We start from the raw sequence: 16455 nt of genomic DNA, 5'->3' as shown, positions 1-16455 counted from the left end.
CGGCGAACAAACTCCCAAAAACGCAACACCTCCTCTTTATAGAGGGAGCACATGCTGACGCTGAATGTGTCAACCACTCGCAGTTTTTCATCATCGAGAATATGGCCGAACAGATACCACGTTTTTGGGCTGAGGCCATCGGGTTTTTCTTGGCGCAGGGTAAAATAGATATTTTTCCATGGAATAGTTTGCACCGTGCCATTAGTGCGAAAAAGGTGAACAAGCTGTTTTTTACGATTAAAACGAATAGGGTAGTGGGTATAAATAAAACATTCGATTTTTAGAAAAAAAACATTACATAATAATGCAAAAGAGCAGAGTATAACTGCATACCAGTCTCTATTAAAATCAAAGGGGGCAAGTAATATGCTAATTAAAGCATACGACATCAAAAAAAAGCATAATAAACCAGCAAAAGTAATAACCCCCCTCTCTTTATAGTGAGCATCAGACACCTCTAAAAAAGTGGAGTTTAATTTGATGACTGATAAATCACTCATTAAATCTTGTTGGGTCATACGTTCAATAGGCTGCCCTTGACGTAAATGGTTTGCCAAGTCCTCACTGTCTAAAAAACGATTAATTGGAAGGCGAATGTTAAGTTCTCTGATTTTTTTCATAATAAATGTAATACCCTAATTTATTTTTTCCACAATTTGGCAAATGCCTCATCTTCATCTTTTGCTAATGCAAATAAGCCTTCATTATTTTTACCAAAGTACATACATTTATTAATCCATAACATTAAATCATTCGGTTTATAATTTTCGATAATAAAGGCAAGGGTAATAAATAGGAGTGATACAATAACCCCTAAAACTGGTAAGGAATTTAGAATGCAAAATATTAGTAGAAACCCTAATATAGATGAAGTTAAATATAAGCTGGCTAATATAATATTGCCTTTTTGCATCTCCTTTCCATAATCTAATAAATCTAAATAAGCGAGTATCGCAATCCCTAATATAGAGACCCCCTTAGCAATTATTGATGACATTCTAAACCAGAAGAGATCTGTTAATGCCCCTTTGGCCCACGCTGAATTGAGTGTTGCTAATGAAAACTCTAATATTGCGCCCGTCACACCAATCCAACTGGCGATGAGCCGTTGTCCACCTCGCGTTTTCATACCGCCATACCAAACACTTTCTTGCTCTATCATGCAGGCAATGCCTGCGAGTTGAAAAAGAATCGATGCGACACCGCCTGTACTCGCGGTGACGGATAACTTTTGTTTTAGGTAGAGATTATGAGTTTGTTCAGCGGTTGAGACATTATTCGTAACACGTTGAGCTATCGTTACGATTTCTTGAGGCGTTTTCCCTTTAAATTCGGGGTGCATATTTTCGGTTAACAAGACATTACTGCGCAGTTCTCCATTTCCTGTTACATCAATCCCGTGGGAATTTTTTATGCCCATTTCCTTGAGCACGGTATCGGCAATCCCTTTTTGATGGATTTGGTTGTCAATGGCGTTACGAAAGATATTCTTAGCTTTACTTTTTTCTACCGGTTTCATGCCCTGAGCATTAAAGGTTTCACGAACAATGGCTTCGGTCAGTATTTTAGATATTTTTTTTCGCGCCCCTTTTTCTGCCATACTCACTAATGGGCTGTTTTCATTGACGGCAAGTAAGACGGAAAACCTTGATGTTTTATAATGAGAGGCCTTTTTTAACACGCGGATGATGGGGCCCGCTAACACATAATTTAACGTGTTAATTTTATCATTAAAGTGTGTTTTTTCCGCGAAACCTTGCAAGAATTGGCTGTGGAAAGACAGTAAATTTCCCCAAGGTAATGAATAGAGTTGCAAATTATCGGTAGATTGTGGGAGATGTTCTTCATAAAACTGCGCGGCATCATTTTGATTAAAAATATAGGCACGCATAAAGATATTTTTAGTATCAAGGAAACTGCCATTTAATTGTGTTTCGATATAATCTGCACATTCAGCACTCAGCTGGCTGCCAATTAAGCAAGAACTTAATGTATTTGTATAATGTTCCCCGCTTACTTTGTTATTCGGGTCAAAATGATAAATAAAATAGTTTATAAAAAGAGAATGTTTTAGTGTTGCCAGGTACATATCAAATAGAGGAACTTCGTAATTTTTTTTATATTCATCTTGTTGTGCATTGTAAGCGTTTTTGAATTCATCAAGATTGCCTTCATTTGCATGTGCTAAATAGCGTTCCCATTCATTATCTGCCCACGATTCATAATTTTCATTTGTATAATCTCGGATTATTTTTGCATTCTTTTCTGCAATGCTTGGCCATATGAACGTTTCACCATCCCCAAAATAAGCTTTATTTTCGAGCTCTTCAGCGGCTAAAAACTGCTGAAGTTTACTATTTTCTTTGACGTTATATTCCGCTAACGATAGGTTTGAAAAGGCCGTGAGCTTTCTATCGAAGTCATTTAATTCGGGGTTTTTTCGACAGATTGCAAGAAAGTCATCGTGTGATTGTAGGATTAATTGCGATAAATCCTGTGAAACTGCTATCGGGTCTTGAAGGTGAATAATCGCCGCCCGAGACGGTTCGGGTTTTAATGGCGAGCAGGCCAAGTTTGTCGCCGTATTGACTAAAAAATCACCCTCTGATTTTGTTTTTGTTAACCAAGGGGATGAGTAAAATTCAAAGGAAGAGGCAGAGATTGTTGTGTCACAATATTCAGCGACAATTTGACGAAGTTGAGTCAATGGAACGGTTTGATCTGCTTTTTTCTCTAGCAACCACAATTTTAAATCAAAACATTGCATGTGTTGTTCACGAAATTCTGTTTGGTGATGCTTTTCACGAATAGCATTGGTCCATGGGTATTGTGACCATGCCAACCAAAAACGACCATTATCATTTTGGTTTAAAGCAAGTGGTAACGCGATAAATGAGGCTCTTGCAACCTCATCTGCGTTTGAGGCACAAGGTTTTTGGCCTAATTTAGGGATAATTGACGGCGCCTCCGCGGTTATTTTCCAGTAATAGCCATCCTCTGTGACCATATAATCCGTCCACAGCGACCTTTTTTCATCGAATACATGCAGATAACCTTCTCGCAGAAGACGAGCGGTATAATTAAGCTCACCACGGGCACGAACACTCGCCGAAAATTCAGGGGGTAACTCGGGGGCGCCCGAATGGTTTTTGCTAATCGCAGAGCGAACAGGGAGGATAGCGACGCCCCTTCTTTCACAAAAATTACAAGACATAATATTCCTTAATTATAATGAGTTTTCACAATAGGTGAGAATGTGATCCCAATCGTCGGTGTTTACTAAAGAAAGACGGTCATGGAAATAACCGGGATATAGACTCGTTTCTTTTAATATTGTGATTATTTGAGGTGATTGATAATAACAATCATGAATGAGTATGCATTGTGTAATAAAAGAAACGATATCGTTAATATCCGTTAGGGAAAACGTATGGCATGCAATTGTGATTTTTTCTTCAAGTGTTTGGCAGGTTTTAAAATAAGTCGCGAGATCGATATCGTTATTTATTTTTTTAATCGCTTTATTTATTAATCCGATATTTACAAGGCGAGTGAAAAATTCGGATTTATTATCACTCGGGGTTATTTCAACTAGGTTAGGTTTATAGGTTATATCACCAAATTGGCTATGGAGTGTGAAATATTCGATACCCAGAGATTTTATTTTATTAATAAATTGATAGGGTGGGGTTATTCTGACTAATTGCAGCATAACATGATGGTCATAATAACGTAGTAAATAATGTTCACCTGTCTTTGGCGTGTAGATTAACGCATTAGCAAGGAGATAGACGAGCGTATCATGGTCATAATGGCTTTTAATTAACGTTATGCCGCCACTTTTTTTTGCATCGAGTATCATTTTTTCGAGTATCGGTATTTGTTCAGAATCTAAATGACATAAATCGACAAGGAAAGGATACAGGTGAGCCTGTGGTGCTGTAATTTCAGTAACAATCGGGCTGGTATTCCATGTTATTGGTAAGTTGGGATAAACAACGCTATCAATAATCACATGGGAATGAAGGTGAATTGGGTACGCATCCTGAAAGTGTTTTGTAACGTCCATATTTAATCCATTTTAACAATAGCTTCGTTATTAAATGTATCGCTGAGTGTTTTGGCTTCACAAAGCGTAAACCCTTTGAAAGGAACGGTGATACTTTCAGGCGATAACATATTTATATTCGCCGACTTGAAATCAATGTCCCCAGAAGTCACAAATGTTATTTTGCCGTTTTCCAAAATAATCGATGAGCCATGACATTGGATCGTGATCTTTTTATTGGCGGTAAGGGTTATTTCGTCTTCATTACTGGTGATATTGATGGCTTTTTGAGCCGTTAATGCGATTTCATCATCTTGGGCTTCAATTTCCACCTTTCCAAAAGCAGCAACCATTTTGGCGCCTAATTCATGAGCAAAAATTGCAATGCCTTTTTTGGCCGCCATTGTGATCCTTCTAAATGCGCAAATAGAGGCATTCTCTGAAGAGGTCAGCACATAGTCTTTATCTGAACTTTGCTGCATATAGCCTGTAGTGCTAAGTGCAATACCGTCAGGGGAAGAAACCACTAATGCAGATTGTGATAATTGATTAAAGTTATTATCGATTTGGTTTGAGTGAATATGATGGTCAGATGTGGCGACTTGAGCGTTTTTAGCTAAGTCCATTATTGTTTGAGCTAACTCAAGCGCACTACTTAGCTGTTTAATTGTTGGTTCCATCGCCAGCACATCACCGCCGGCTTTCTCTTGCTTATCGGTGGAGATAAACAGCCCTTTACCCGCCCGAATTGCGCCCCAGCTGTCGGTGCGCAGCTCAAAGCCATCGCCGCGTTTTTTCCCTTCGCTATCCACCAAATGCCCCAAATTGAGCTGGGTCTTACCGCCGTATTCGGTGCTGACTTTAATATGCTCTTCTCCGCGGCGGTCCTCCATGCGCAGTTTGTTATTGGCGGGGGTGCGAATCACGTTACGCGTGCGGTTGAGTTCCGTGATGTGGTCGGGGTGGACGGAATCGTGCAGGGCGTGGGCGATATACGGCCTGTCGGGGTCACCCTCGTGGAAGGCAATCGCCACTTCGGTGCCTTGAATTAACGGAAAGTGCATCCCGTAAGTTCTGCCCGCGTAAGGCTTGGCAAGGCGCACGGGCATGCTCTCAAACCCCGCGGGCTTGTCGTCACGGTCGGCATCAAACTTAACCCAATAATGGCCGTTTTCGTTTTGGCGGGCGTAGATGTCGCTCTCAATCGGGCTGGTGACACGGGCGGTTAAGGTGCCTGAAATCACTGGGCGGGGCTTCAGCTCAGGGCGCCAGCAGATGGCTTCGGTGTACGGCACGGCATCAAATTTCACGATAAGTGCGTTGGCGCGGCTGGCAGCAAAGTGCAAGCGGGTTAATAACACGGGGGATTGAAATACCGTCGGCAGGGTGGAAATCGGCGAATTATCAGTGATTTCCAGCACCATCAAAGGCACCACATCGGGGGCGGTGGTTTTCCCGTTCAATAAGGTTTGGCATGCCAGAAAGCGCTCGAGGTCTAAGTGTGCCCAAAAGTTCGCGGTTTCAGGCTCGGGCTGATATTTGTCCCCGCGAGTGAGGTGGCGCGCTTTGTAGTGGTAGACGTCACCGTATCTCGGCGTCTCATTTTCCCCGTGGCTTCTATCCACCACTCTGGAAACCAGTGGGTCATCGGCAATCAGCGGGTTGTAATCTTTGGTAAAAACACTGTTTTCAACCACTTGGTGGCGCAATGCTAAGCCCCAAACGCTGTCGGCGTGGTTATCACTGAGCCCCGATGGGCTGTTTAATGGCAGGGATTTGCCATAAATATAACCGCGCTGGCTGTCGGTAAAGTTAATTACCTCGGTTTGGGTATCAGGTTGCAGGGTAAAGTGATAAAAAATCCCCACTTCGCTGAGCAAACGCTCAATAAACTGCTTGTCATTTTCGTTGATTTGGTTGATTTGCAGGCGCTTGGGGTATTTTTGTTTCAGGGTAAATTCAAACTGCCAGCCTTTAAAGTTGTGGTCACGCAGGACTTGCTCTACCACTTGGGGTATTGATTGGTTGATAAAAAAGCGGTGGGTGCGAAATTGGTGGCGCAGCAGGGCAAAAAATGGCTCGATAACCAGTTGGTAGCGTGCTTCGTCCGCAGAGCCCGATAAGCGCTGGAAATCCGTCACGGTGCCGTGCACCCGCTTGGTGACGGTGCGCGTTGGCACACCTAACATCGTAGTGGCGGGGGCATTAAAGGTCAGCGTAGTATAGCGGCGCAGCAGTTGCTCGGGTTGCAGGTCTTTATCGGTACTGGTAAAGGTGATTTCGTAGCGATAGGTGTCGCTAACGGCTTCATCCCCGGTGAAGTGCTCCACATCCAACAAGCCTTGGTAGCCTTGCACGTCAAGCTGGTAGCGGTTTTGCCCGGGTAACAGGGCTTCGGCGATTTCGGGGGCTAGCATGTTTTGGCTCCATTTATTCAGTTGTCGTTAAGTACGCTACCGCCCATCACCACTCGCTTAGGTGCATTAGCATTTGTTTTTTGCGTCTTCTACGTATGTCGATTGGGGAGAATATAGATCAGTTTATTTAATCAGTCATGATATGCGAATAATATGTGGTGATTTATTTTAGGTGGGTTTTTTGTGATAATATTGTTTTGTTTATCAGTGTGTTGAGTGGTTATTTTGAAGTGTTAATGGCTGTTTTTGGATAAGGAATATAAAGTGTAACATAACATTTCAGTGCGTTTTTTTAGATTAATAGATAAATAAAATTACTTATATTCTATACTGTGAGTCGTTGTCAGCCTATTCGAGATGATGTTGTGAAAATGACTGTAATACAGGCGTAATGCAATCAGGCTAGAAACCCGTTTTGCTGCTTAGCGGACAATTTTGTATTTTACTGGGGGAACCCCAAAAGAAATCAGTCGCATTTTTGTTCTGGCGGGAAACATTATCTGCTGAATTAGCACAGAGTCACAACTTGTGTTGTAAATAAAAAGGCCGCAATGGTATGCATTGCGGCACTATTGAATATTTAACTAAACGGCATTACACCTTAAGGTATGTTTCTCTCTGTTTATAAGTACTCGTGCATCGGTTTAGTCATATAGACATTATTTGGCATTTTTTCCGTGGTGGTATAGCCTGCCGGGCTATTAATTAGCGCTGGAATGCGGTTAACTAAGTTTGCACAGGTTAGCTCAACCGTTGCTGGGTTATTCACCTCAATAGCGGTATTAGGCTCACCGATTAACTGCCAGCTATTTTTATCACATTCATCAGCAGTTAAAATTTTCCCAATACATTCGGTTTCGAGGGTCACACCTTCAGCGGTTTCGGTGATGACAACCGCGGATAACCCAAGTACATCGCCTTTTTTCACCGTCATTTTCAGTGTGTCAGAATAAATATCGGCTTGCGCGATTTGTGGAACACAGCGCTGTGTTTGGCTGGTAATGGTTAAACCTAGGCGGCTACATAACCAGCCATTTTGTGTCCACATATAAGGCGGTGCATATTCGCCACTCTCAATTTTTTGGGAGATAACGTCATAAGGTAAGTCATTGTAATTGCCAATTTGCTGGTTAAATTCATCAACGGTAAGCCCTGCACCGTGGCCGATTGCCAAGGCAATCCCGTAGTCTTCCACGTTATAGCAGCTAGAGCCTTTGATTTTTACCAGTTTGTGCATTGACCCTGCTAAGGTATCGACGAGCACACCCCAATACATATCGGGGTAGCCGCTTCCTGCTAAGGTACAGTTATTGGCTTTCGCTAAAGCATCAAGCTTTTGGGTAATTTCAGGTGATGAATTCCAAGGATAAAGGGCTTCTTCACCGGTCGAAATTGCATTAACGCCATGGCGAGCGAACAATGAGAATGCGTCTTCTAAGTCAGCCATGGTGCTGAGTGTCGCAATAATCCCGACATCGGGTTTTAAGGTTTCGAGGGTTGCATCCGCTTCATGTAGAGGCTGTACTTTTACGCCTGTCGGTTTAGTACCCGCGATTTCGCCGATATCTTTACCAATGACCGCATCGTTGATATCAAAAGCCGCCACAACTTCAGCGCCATGCTCTTGTAAGTAACGGATTAAAAATTTGCCCATTTTTCCGCAACCATATTGAACTGCACGTACTTTTTTCATCGTTTTTGTCCTCTATGCGAATTATCTATGAGTCATATTGGAAGATCTAAGCTATAAAATTATTGTTCTATATCAATTATTTGAATAAAGGATGTTTAATAAAATTGATTGCCGTTATGTGACCATTTACAGGGTAAATTTGAAATAAAACAGGGAAAAATATGACGAAAGTATATAAAGGCCAGTGTTATAAAAATTGGCAGTTACTCACAAAAAGGGAATATCATGGTGTGGTTAATAGATTTGGGGAATGCTATTGCATTGAAATATAAGTACGATAACGGTTTTGCACACAATTTCACCATATGGTTTTGAAACACTAGACCTACGATAAAACTGCACGTATAATCCATCCCACTTCGGCCCCTTAGCTCAGTTGGTTAGAGCAGTCGACTCATAATCGATTGGTCACTGGTTCAAGTCCAGTAGGGGCCACCAAATTTTAGCTGTTAAATCAGCACATTAAGCCACTTTTAACGAAGTGGCTTTTTTGTATTTAAAAGCCAATGGCGACAAAATGGCGACAGAGATTCACCGCTGCTATTGATTCTAAGGACTTATGCATATGAGTAATTCCAAAGTAACCCCTAAATACAGTTCGATTCGCATGTCTGTACCTGCTGACCTCAAAGATGAATTTTTGCTAGAATGTAAAAAAGCTGGCGTGGATGCTGACAATGTAATACACCTTTCAAAAAATACACCGAGCATTGTAAACGTGTTGTATGAAACAGCTACTAAGCTTGAGATAGCAAATCTCATGCAAATTTAAGTTTCATCTCCCCAATCAATTTTTTTACCATTTAAAATAGTAGTTCGTATTTCATCCTCTAATTTGTATTCAATATTACGCAAATACCTTTCTTTCTGCATTAGCAGAATATCTTTGTCACTCATTCCGATTTCCCTAAGTGTAAGAATTATTTCATCTTCAGGTGGAAAATCGACGTTATTATTATCAACCAATTTTTTCTGTTCATAGTAGGTTAGGAGGCTTAACTTCCTTTTTTCTGCTACAGAATCAATTAGCTTTTGAATATGTTTCCTAAAAATTTTCTGTTCATTAGAGTTAAGTGAATCTAGTAACTCTTCATATTTATTGGAGTTTTTTATACATCCCTCTATATCTCTATTGAGCAGATCAGGTTCCATCAATACAGCTTTGCTTTTTTTTCTAGCGTTAGGATCATCAGATATAAAAGTACAATCGAATCCCAATCTCGCAAAAAATGAACCAATAGTTAAATCTCTTCGCATTTGTTCATACTGCTTAACTTTTTTGCTTAGCTTGCTTAATTCGATTTCTTTTCTAGCTATTGACTCTTGTAATGATGCATTTTGATATAATGGAATAACAGAGTGGAAAATAGTAAAAATCATAATAAAAAGTATACATATCTGCGTAATGTAACCTGCTCTTTTCAACCACAGATCAAACTTGGTTTCCATCATTATTTATATCCTTACATAATAAAAACTAGAATTTAATGTTAATTCATTTGAAAAAAAACTCACGGAAAAAATAAATTTCTTTTGTTTTTCATTGTGTTGTGTTTTTAATACGATCCACTCCGTGATCCAATAACTGAAATCTCTTGAAATTCTTTTCACACATTTCAGTTTGAAATTTTCGGTGACTCCCTAGTGCTGGCGCGGCTTGGCGATATGTTTTGTAGAATTTCAAAACTGAAATAAAGTTTAGATCCAAATTGTGCAGGCGGGTGCGGTGTAGTGCATTTTACGTGGTAGAAGACTTTATTTCGTGGGGTAGCGCTGCATCTGAGCCATGCTGTTGATGTGATCCAAATAAAAGACTGCTTGATGTGGTTTGGTTGTTGGTAGGCTGTCGGTGGTGTATAGGCTCGCCCATGATGGGCTACAAATGTTAAAGGCTACCGATGATAAGTCGGTAGCCTTAGTTACGATCCGATTATAAGAAATAACGGATTAGTTTTAGCACAGGCAATATCACTGCTAAAACCATGATCGTGATGTCTAACATCTCTTTCATACGTGTCCTTCCTTGGTCACAAGGAAGGCCGATAGCCCTAACCTTAGCCTATATTTGCCTGTCCAGTTAGGCTTCTCAGTTGTTAGCTTAGAAATATCGGACTTCCCATCTAAGGCTATGAATCACCATCACATGCTATTCATTCAGGGCTTATCTTTCCGTATTGTACGAAAAGGCGAAAATCCATTTCTAAATGCTGATGTAAAACATCAACATGTCTAGATTTACAGTCCAATATAACTAACGTCGCTGATTATATGATCATTTTCCATTTATTCAACGAATGATAATGATTTTTACTTATAAAACAAAAAACTCAACTGATAAGGTTGAGTTTTTTGTTTATACAATTGCTTGCATTAAAGTCCGATATTTCTAAGCTAACAAGGCAAGTTTAATATTTTCAGTTAGATATCTCAACCAATAACTGGCTGATACTTTGCTTTCAAGCCATCTGATTTACTTGCCGTACCTTTGATGGCATCGGCATTCAATGGCGTTCCTGTGTTGTGGTGGCTGTGACTGGCGGTGAGTTCGGCCAACTCTTTCACGATATCCAGTGTATCAATCATCAGCTGCGCCACGTTAATTTCTTGACTACCAACCCAAACAACCGGTGCAATGATTTCTTGTTTGGTACCTGCGATACTTTGCTTGAGTGCGCCTACCTTTTCAATCAGCTTTTGGCCAACGGTGAGGGTGGCATCTTCGGCAATATCAATCTCGGCTTTCTTGCCGATGCTGGCCACCAAGTTACCTTTTGATGCAATGCTGTAATCGCCATCGACTATCTGTTGGATAGCACCAGCCAGCAATGTTGCGGTGCCCAGTACCATCGTTTTGTCGGTGGCTTGAATAGTGGTGTCTCGTGTGACTAAGGTGCGCTGTTCAGTGTCTGCGGTGACTTGCCGATGCATGGATGATTCACTGATGGTTTGGTCAGTTTGCCGTTGCCAGCTGCCATCTTGTGTGATGCGCTGGGAAACTTCTTGCCGTTGCTGCTGCAATTGCTCGCCTGGTTGGATATCGGGCAGTGTGTTTCCCTGGCTAAGCGTTTGGCGAATAAATGGCTTATCAGGTCGGCCACCTTCAAAGGCAATTTCCACGACGGTACCGACAGGGGGATATTGAAATAAGCCGCTTTCGCCCCCTGCCATCGGTAGGGGCAATGGTACTGCACGGTAAATTGGGGCGCTGGATGGGTTACCGTCGGCATCCAATAATTGGACATCCACCGCATAACGTGGACGGTACGGATCAGAAATATCACCGGCACGAACGGGTTCACTATGGGCTTCGATACGGGCGGTTTTTGGTAGGTGTAAACCTGCGGCCAGTTCAGGGTAAGCGTTGTCGATTTGGTTTTGAATGGGGCTCTTGTTGGCGGGTTTCCCTGTGATTTTAGTGGTGATTGCCCACGTGAGCGCCATATCTTCATTTATAAGGTTCACTTTGTGCAGGCGTTTACCATTTGCGTTCACACCTGCTCTTAATGATTGCACCATCGGAATGGTCATACTGTTCCCACCTGCCTGTGAGGTGGCAAATTCATTGGGGATTTCAACGGGTTTATTGGCAAATAGCGAATGTGGCCAACTGCCCACATACACATGGCCATTGGGGAGCTGTTGCCACACATAATCATCAATATTGAACACATGCCCTAAGTTGGCCAGTAATTGGTAACCTGTACCACTGTGAGTAAAGTGAGGAATAGGCTCATTCACATAAGACGCGTCAGGTAATTGAAAGGTTAAGCCGCTTTCTTTTTGCAGGTGTTCGGCAATAGTGCGCAAAGTGGGATGCTGAAAGGAACATGGCCATTCACGTTCAAACACACCAACCAGCTCACGAATAAATAACCGTTGGAATCCATTGGATGAGGGCTGCGAACGCTCAACGTAACCTGTGAAATAACGCAATAATAATTCGGGATAACCGACATCAAGGCGCACTAATTTCCCCGTGTAGTCCTCATCGGTTTTCACGGTGACAAAGCCACGCCCTGCGGCTGAAAGCTCTAACATAATATTGATATCGGTGACCTGAATTTCATCACTGGATAAATATAGTCGATTGATGGGTTTCATTCCCTTTACTCCAACGAATCGTTGATGGGTTTTAACACTTTTTCTTCAAACCAGGTTAATTGCTCGGTTTCTTCGGGTGCCCCTGATTGCGCGCCTTTTGTTGCCGTGCCGCCTTGTGTTTTGCTGGCCACTTTACTGTTAGCGCGGGCTTCGCGTTTTTCTGAAACGGATAAATGCTCACGCAAAGTAAAGGTGATTTGCCACGCCTGTTTCCCTTCAATTTTGCTGGCATCAATGGAATTGGTGAATGTGCCAATGCGAAAATTAATGGCTTGAGCCGTCAAGTTCGCCACGCGATAGCGCTTTAAATTGCCGTTTTCTTTGGCTTCCGCTAACGCAAACAGGCGCGAAAACGCCTTGTGTTCCGTAAAAGGTAAAATGCCTGTGATACGCAGCTCTTTCGGTTTGATACCTTGCTCTGCCACGGCAGTACTGGAAGATTGCCCCGATTGGTCTTTGTCCTGAAACATCATACTGGGCGTTACAGCCAAGTTTTTCAGTGGGATGGCTTCACCGTTCAGGGCAAGGGTGATGGTCTGTGTCATTTAACATCCTTGTTAAAGCGTGAATTTCATTGCCGACAAATAAGGTGGCGAGGGTAAATATTGCGTCGGGTTCAGGAATGTTTTTTCGCATTTTGTCGGCTAAAACGCTGGCATCATCCGTCCCTGCAAATGCCCAAACGGTGGCTGATTGGCTTAAAAGTCCATTTAAGGCATCACTCATCAGTTTTAAAGCATTGTCTTTTTGTTTACTGAAATCCGACAGTGCCGATTTCATGCTATCTAATCCGCTAGGCTGGCTTGCGGCTGCTTTGGCCGCTTCAATTAATTGTGCGTTAGACGCCATGCGGCTGGTTGCGGTAGATAAGGATTGAGGCAAAGGTAAACCGCCTGCCATTTTCCCTGGCAATTGCATTTTTGTGGTGGCCAACGTATGTGCGGTTCTGGCCATTCGCTCGACTTGGGCAAAAACAGGCAGTGGAAACACGGTCGAAAAAGCCGATAATTGCTGCATAAATTCGGCAAATGACTTCCCTGTCACCATCAGTACCAATACCGAAACATGGCCAGCCCCTGTGAGTTTGTCCGCTAAATGGTTAATCGCATTGGCGGGGCTGAGATAGCTACCTGAGCTATTTGTTTGACCAACACCATAAATAAACGGATGCACAGGCAAAATCGAACAAGTGATCGGCGGCAAACCTGCCGCCATTTTCATGTGTTGTTTTCGCCACTGATAACGTTGATTGGTCATTGGGGTTTCTCTGGCCACGCAATATCGGGGGCGGTTGCCGTGTCGATACGGTTTAAATCAACACGATACTGTTTCCATGCATTTAACTGTTTGAGCTCTTTATCGGTGGCAATACCTAAATCAATGGCGTCTTGTAATGGTGTTGACTGGTTTGTTGCTTCAATTAGTAAAGCTTGTTTTTGATATTTAGCGCCCTCAATATGCTGCTCTTTGCTTAAAGTGATTTTGGCTAAGTTAGCCGCTTCTTTGTCTGAGATAGCAATAAGTTCATCGCTGATAAATTCATCTTGGGAACCATCGGATTCATATGCATAGACAACATTATAAATATCTTTATAGAATTTCATTTGTTTTCCTTTTTACCGTAGTTCAAACCAAGATGTGATAGGTGTACCACCTGTTACCACCAGTTTATAAGTGGCTCCATTAGGGATCACGGAACTGACAACGGGTAAGGTTGTGGTTGCTGCATGGAGATAGTTGTATACTTTTAAGTTATTGATATATAACTCATAGCGTCGATGTTGGCTTGAGCCATCAAAATTGATGCTTAACATGATAGGCTTACCTGTCGAGTTTGTGTAAACCGTATTGACGGCTCGTTGTGATTTATAATCATTCCATGTCTGAGCTACACCTAAGCCACTACCCGCGCCAATTTTTTTATCAATGTCGGTTCTGTTATAGCTCTCTGCTTTCGTATAGCTATCACCTTTAAGCGCATAATTCCCTGTCGGTTGATAGCTTCCTTTTGGCTGATAACGCCCGTCGCTTTCGGTTTTTGTGTAGCTATCGCCCTTAACGGCATAGTTGCCTGTTGGCGCATAATTACCTTTGGGCTGATATTTATTATCAGATTCGGTTTTACCATACGCCCCCACATCACCCGCACTTAACGAAATATCCGCGCTAAGCGGTTTGTTATTTACTTTTCGTCCGATGGGCACCGCACCGACATTCCCTGCGGTTAATCGGATCAACTTCCCTGTTGGTTTACTCATTTTGTTACCTCAATAGAAATAAAATCGCCATTTTTCAAAGCCTCGGCCAAATACAATGTGGCTCCCTCCACGGTGTACGCATAACCTTGGGGCTGGGTGATGCCATTAATTTGTACCGATAACACCACCACGTTGCCGATGTTAAAAGAAACCTCGCCACCCTTGACCGTTGGAATAATGGACGTGACTTGAATATGGGCGTTATCGCCTTTTTCACCGTCATTCACCACGAAAGAAACAGGTGGCAAGTTAGTGCCAGCACTATTTTTAAACGTCAGTGTGACCGTGCGACCTTTCGCCATGCATCACCTCACGGATTCTCTTTAACTTGGACTGAGACGCTGACGATACTGGCACCTTGTGCGCCTGCGGCTCCTGCTGCGCCTTGACCTCCCGTTGCGCCTTTTTCACCTTGAGCCCCTCGGTCGCCTTTGTCACCTTTATCACCTTTTGCCCCTTGCGCGCCTTTTTGTTCTGCGAAAAATTGCGCCTCTGTTTTGGCTGCATTCCCTGGGAGTTTTTTCCAGACCTCAAAGGCGGATTCACCGTCGCTCACATCAAAAGAGGCGGGTAAGGTTTTACCGTCAGAGGTTTTAAAATTCAGTGTGATCGTGCGTTTAATTGCCATGTTCGCTATTTCCCTTTAATGGTGGTTTCGACTTCAATGTCGTGAATGTGCTGCAACTGTTTTTTTGAAATAAAAATGTTTTCATCAGAGCCGATGGCCGCCAAGTTCTGGCCGTCCGCACTAATAAAATCCTTTCCCTTTAAGTTCTTCACCGTGGTTCTGAGTGCCTCCACTTCATTTCGTAACACATCAGTTTCAGAGCCTGCATGTAACGCACGTGGGCTAATCACTGGCACATTAATCAGCACCTCAATGTGGTCGTCTTTTAGCAACGGCTCGGCTAAATAAATCGTATTGTTTTCAACGGCAAAAGAATAATTGGCGTATTGCTCAAGGCCATTAATAAACAGCAAACAGTGATGAAATACCTCGTTTGGGGTGAGGGTCGTTTCATTGCCTTTGGCGACATAGCGCCATGATTTCATCTCACTTTTCAGCGCATATTGCTGTTTGATTTGTGCGATGCTTTGTTCCCATTTCGCCCCTTGCGGGCGTAAATCGGTGACAGTCCCCGTTTTATCAATCGCGGCAATGGCAAATACAAAATGGGCATAACCGCTGCTGTCCACATAGTGTTTGAGTTGATTGCCCGTGGTGAGTTTAACCACCGTTTGCCATTGGCTGAGTAAGTTACCCTGATAGCTAAAATCCGCATAAATGTGGGTATCGCGTAATTTATTGAATACTTGGCTTTTCGCCAGCTCACCACGCAAGCCGCCCACATAGGCTAAACCGCTATTTACCGCAAATTGTTCGCCATCGCGAGTGACTTCAAAGGCAGAGCCAAAAAAAGCCGCCTCACCGTAGCTGTCGGTATTAGTGAGACGCTGCGCTTCATCAATCCCCGTTAAGCGAGCCGTAAAATCAATTTGCCACGTTTCTGCGGTGGTATTAATCGCGGTATCTTTGGCCGCCCCGTCAAACTCCAGTAAAAATGAGCGGGTTAAGACATTGCCCTGTTGGCCACCTTGGGTGCGCAGTTTCTTTTGTGTCGGGGCATGGGTGATCATCGCTACGGAATTGCTAGCTTTGTTTAACAGCCCAATCCAGTTAAATTCGAAATCACCGATTTCCGTGCCCAACGTCACGCTATAAGCCACCGCATTTTCGCTGACTAATCCCGCCTTGTTAATTGCTTGGCGGTGTACGATGTGTTTGGCATCGGGCAGTTTTTCGGTGCGCTCAATGGGTTTCTTTGGGTCTAAATTTGGCACTAAGGCAAACACAAACTCATCTAAAATGATGGGCTTACCTGTTGCGGCTTCCTGCGCTTTGTAGTGCTCAAATTCAAGGGTAATGACTGATGACAT

14 protein-coding genes, 1 tRNA gene and 1 pseudogene are annotated in these 16455 nt (G+C 42.8%); 2 read left to right on the top strand and 14 right to left on the bottom strand.

The annotated features are described in order from the left end of the window. The 5 genes from AC4IFT_RS12390 to AC4IFT_RS12370 form a co-directional block, all read right to left on the bottom strand. A partial coding sequence (locus tag AC4IFT_RS12390; protein WP_490751475.1) for a DUF6708 domain-containing protein occupies positions 1-620 on the bottom strand: 620 nt, incomplete at its 3' end. 20 nt (positions 621-640) lie between these two features. Beyond that, positions 641-3214, bottom strand: a complete 2574-nt coding sequence (locus AC4IFT_RS12385) for a T6SS effector BTH_I2691 family protein (RefSeq protein WP_490751474.1) — start codon at positions 3212-3214, stop codon at positions 641-643. 12 nt (positions 3215-3226) lie between these two features. Next, the gene (locus tag AC4IFT_RS12380) at positions 3227-4069 is read right to left on the bottom strand and encodes a DUF4123 domain-containing protein (protein WP_490751473.1); all 843 of its coding nucleotides are present in this window, start codon (positions 4067-4069) and stop codon (positions 3227-3229) included. Between the two features lie 2 nt (positions 4070-4071). Beyond that, the gene (locus AC4IFT_RS12375) at positions 4072-6465 is read right to left on the bottom strand and encodes a type VI secretion system Vgr family protein (protein WP_490751472.1); all 2394 of its coding nucleotides are present in this window, start codon (positions 6463-6465) and stop codon (positions 4072-4074) included. A gap of 622 nt (positions 6466-7087) precedes the next feature. Further along, positions 7088-8158 carry an NAD(P)H-dependent amine dehydrogenase family protein gene (locus AC4IFT_RS12370; protein ID WP_490751471.1) on the bottom strand — a complete coding sequence of 357 codons (1071 nt, stop codon included), beginning with the start codon at positions 8156-8158 and terminating at the stop codon, positions 7088-7090. A gap of 361 nt (positions 8159-8519) precedes the next feature. Here AC4IFT_RS12370 and AC4IFT_RS12365 point away from each other — a divergent pair. After that, positions 8520-8596: transfer RNA gene (locus tag AC4IFT_RS12365), tRNA-Ile, on the top strand. A 127-nt stretch (positions 8597-8723) separates the two neighbouring features. After that, on the top strand, positions 8724-8930 hold the full coding sequence (locus AC4IFT_RS12360) for a hypothetical protein (RefSeq protein WP_490751470.1): 207 nt from the start codon (positions 8724-8726) through the stop codon (positions 8928-8930). On the opposite strand, the gene AC4IFT_RS12355 is transcribed toward AC4IFT_RS12360, so the two are convergent. The 9 genes and pseudogenes from AC4IFT_RS12355 to AC4IFT_RS12315 form a co-directional block, all read right to left on the bottom strand. Then, positions 8927-9610 (bottom strand): hypothetical protein, encoded by a 684-nt coding sequence (locus AC4IFT_RS12355; RefSeq protein ID WP_430265625.1) that lies wholly within the window; start codon positions 9608-9610, stop codon positions 8927-8929. The two genes, AC4IFT_RS12360 and AC4IFT_RS12355, sit on opposite strands and share 4 nt — an antisense overlap. A gap of 975 nt (positions 9611-10585) precedes the next feature. Continuing rightward, positions 10586-12259, bottom strand: a complete 1674-nt coding sequence (locus AC4IFT_RS12350) for a hypothetical protein (RefSeq protein WP_490751469.1) — start codon at positions 12257-12259, stop codon at positions 10586-10588. 5 nt (positions 12260-12264) lie between these two features. Then, positions 12265-12804, bottom strand: coding sequence for a baseplate complex protein (locus tag AC4IFT_RS12345; protein ID WP_272576915.1), 540 nt, complete (start codon positions 12802-12804; stop codon positions 12265-12267). Then, positions 12770-13516 (bottom strand): hypothetical protein, encoded by a 747-nt coding sequence (locus tag AC4IFT_RS12340; RefSeq protein WP_490751468.1) that lies wholly within the window; start codon positions 13514-13516, stop codon positions 12770-12772. The genes AC4IFT_RS12345 and AC4IFT_RS12340 overlap by 35 nt, the downstream gene beginning before the upstream one ends. After that, positions 13513-13863 (bottom strand): tail fiber assembly protein, encoded by a 351-nt coding sequence (locus AC4IFT_RS12335; protein WP_490751467.1) that lies wholly within the window; start codon positions 13861-13863, stop codon positions 13513-13515. Before AC4IFT_RS12335 ends, AC4IFT_RS12340 begins: the two co-directional genes overlap by 4 nt. A gap of 372 nt (positions 13864-14235) precedes the next feature. Further along, positions 14236-14418: pseudogene (locus AC4IFT_RS12330) on the bottom strand (hypothetical protein); the annotation flags it as partial. A 95-nt stretch (positions 14419-14513) separates the two neighbouring features. Beyond that, on the bottom strand, positions 14514-14819 hold the full coding sequence (locus tag AC4IFT_RS12325) for a hypothetical protein (RefSeq protein WP_115167870.1): 306 nt from the start codon (positions 14817-14819) through the stop codon (positions 14514-14516). A gap of 8 nt (positions 14820-14827) precedes the next feature. Continuing rightward, a complete protein-coding gene (locus AC4IFT_RS12320; protein WP_272674936.1) occupies positions 14828-15145 on the bottom strand; it encodes a hypothetical protein in 318 nt (105 codons plus the stop codon). Positions 15146-15150: 5 nt separating this feature from the next. Next, entirely contained in the window at positions 15151-16455 is a 1305-nt protein-coding gene (locus AC4IFT_RS12315; protein ID WP_490751466.1) for a phage tail-collar fiber domain-containing protein, read from the bottom strand.

It is taken from the genome of Providencia sp. UF-183 (genome assembly GCF_058246155.1).
Note: the sequence above shows the minus strand (reverse complement) of the source record. Positions and strands in the feature narration are given on the sequence as shown.

Excerpts from the sequence above, each read along its gene's own strand:
- AC4IFT_RS12360 (WP_490751470.1), top strand. The coding sequence starts at position 8,724 with ATGAGTAATTCCAAAGTAACCCCTAAATACAGTTCGATTCGCATGTCT.
- AC4IFT_RS12320 (WP_272674936.1), bottom strand. The coding sequence starts at position 15,145 with ATGGCAATTAAACGCACGATCACACTGAATTTTAAAACCTCTGACGGT.
- AC4IFT_RS12370 (WP_490751471.1), bottom strand. The coding sequence starts at position 8,158 with ATGAAAAAAGTACGTGCAGTTCAATATGGTTGCGGAAAAATGGGCAAA.
- AC4IFT_RS12325 (WP_115167870.1), bottom strand. The coding sequence starts at position 14,819 with ATGGCGAAAGGTCGCACGGTCACACTGACGTTTAAAAATAGTGCTGGC.
- AC4IFT_RS12335 (WP_490751467.1), bottom strand. The coding sequence starts at position 13,863 with ATGAAATTCTATAAAGATATTTATAATGTTGTCTATGCATATGAATCC.
- AC4IFT_RS12385 (WP_490751474.1), bottom strand. The coding sequence starts at position 3,214 with ATGTCTTGTAATTTTTGTGAAAGAAGGGGCGTCGCTATCCTCCCTGTT.
- AC4IFT_RS12340 (WP_490751468.1), bottom strand. The coding sequence starts at position 13,516 with ATGACCAATCAACGTTATCAGTGGCGAAAACAACACATGAAAATGGCG.
- AC4IFT_RS12375 (WP_490751472.1), bottom strand. The coding sequence starts at position 6,465 with ATGCTAGCCCCCGAAATCGCCGAAGCCCTGTTACCCGGGCAAAACCGC.
- AC4IFT_RS12345 (WP_272576915.1), bottom strand. The coding sequence starts at position 12,804 with ATGACACAGACCATCACCCTTGCCCTGAACGGTGAAGCCATCCCACTG.
- AC4IFT_RS12315 (WP_490751466.1), bottom strand. The coding sequence starts at position 16,455 with ATGTCATCAGTCATTACCCTTGAATTTGAGCACTACAAAGCGCAGGAA.
- AC4IFT_RS12355 (WP_430265625.1), bottom strand. The coding sequence starts at position 9,610 with ATGATGGAAACCAAGTTTGATCTGTGGTTGAAAAGAGCAGGTTACATT.
- AC4IFT_RS12380 (WP_490751473.1), bottom strand. The coding sequence starts at position 4,069 with ATGGACGTTACAAAACACTTTCAGGATGCGTACCCAATTCACCTTCAT.
- AC4IFT_RS12350 (WP_490751469.1), bottom strand. The coding sequence starts at position 12,259 with ATGAAACCCATCAATCGACTATATTTATCCAGTGATGAAATTCAGGTC.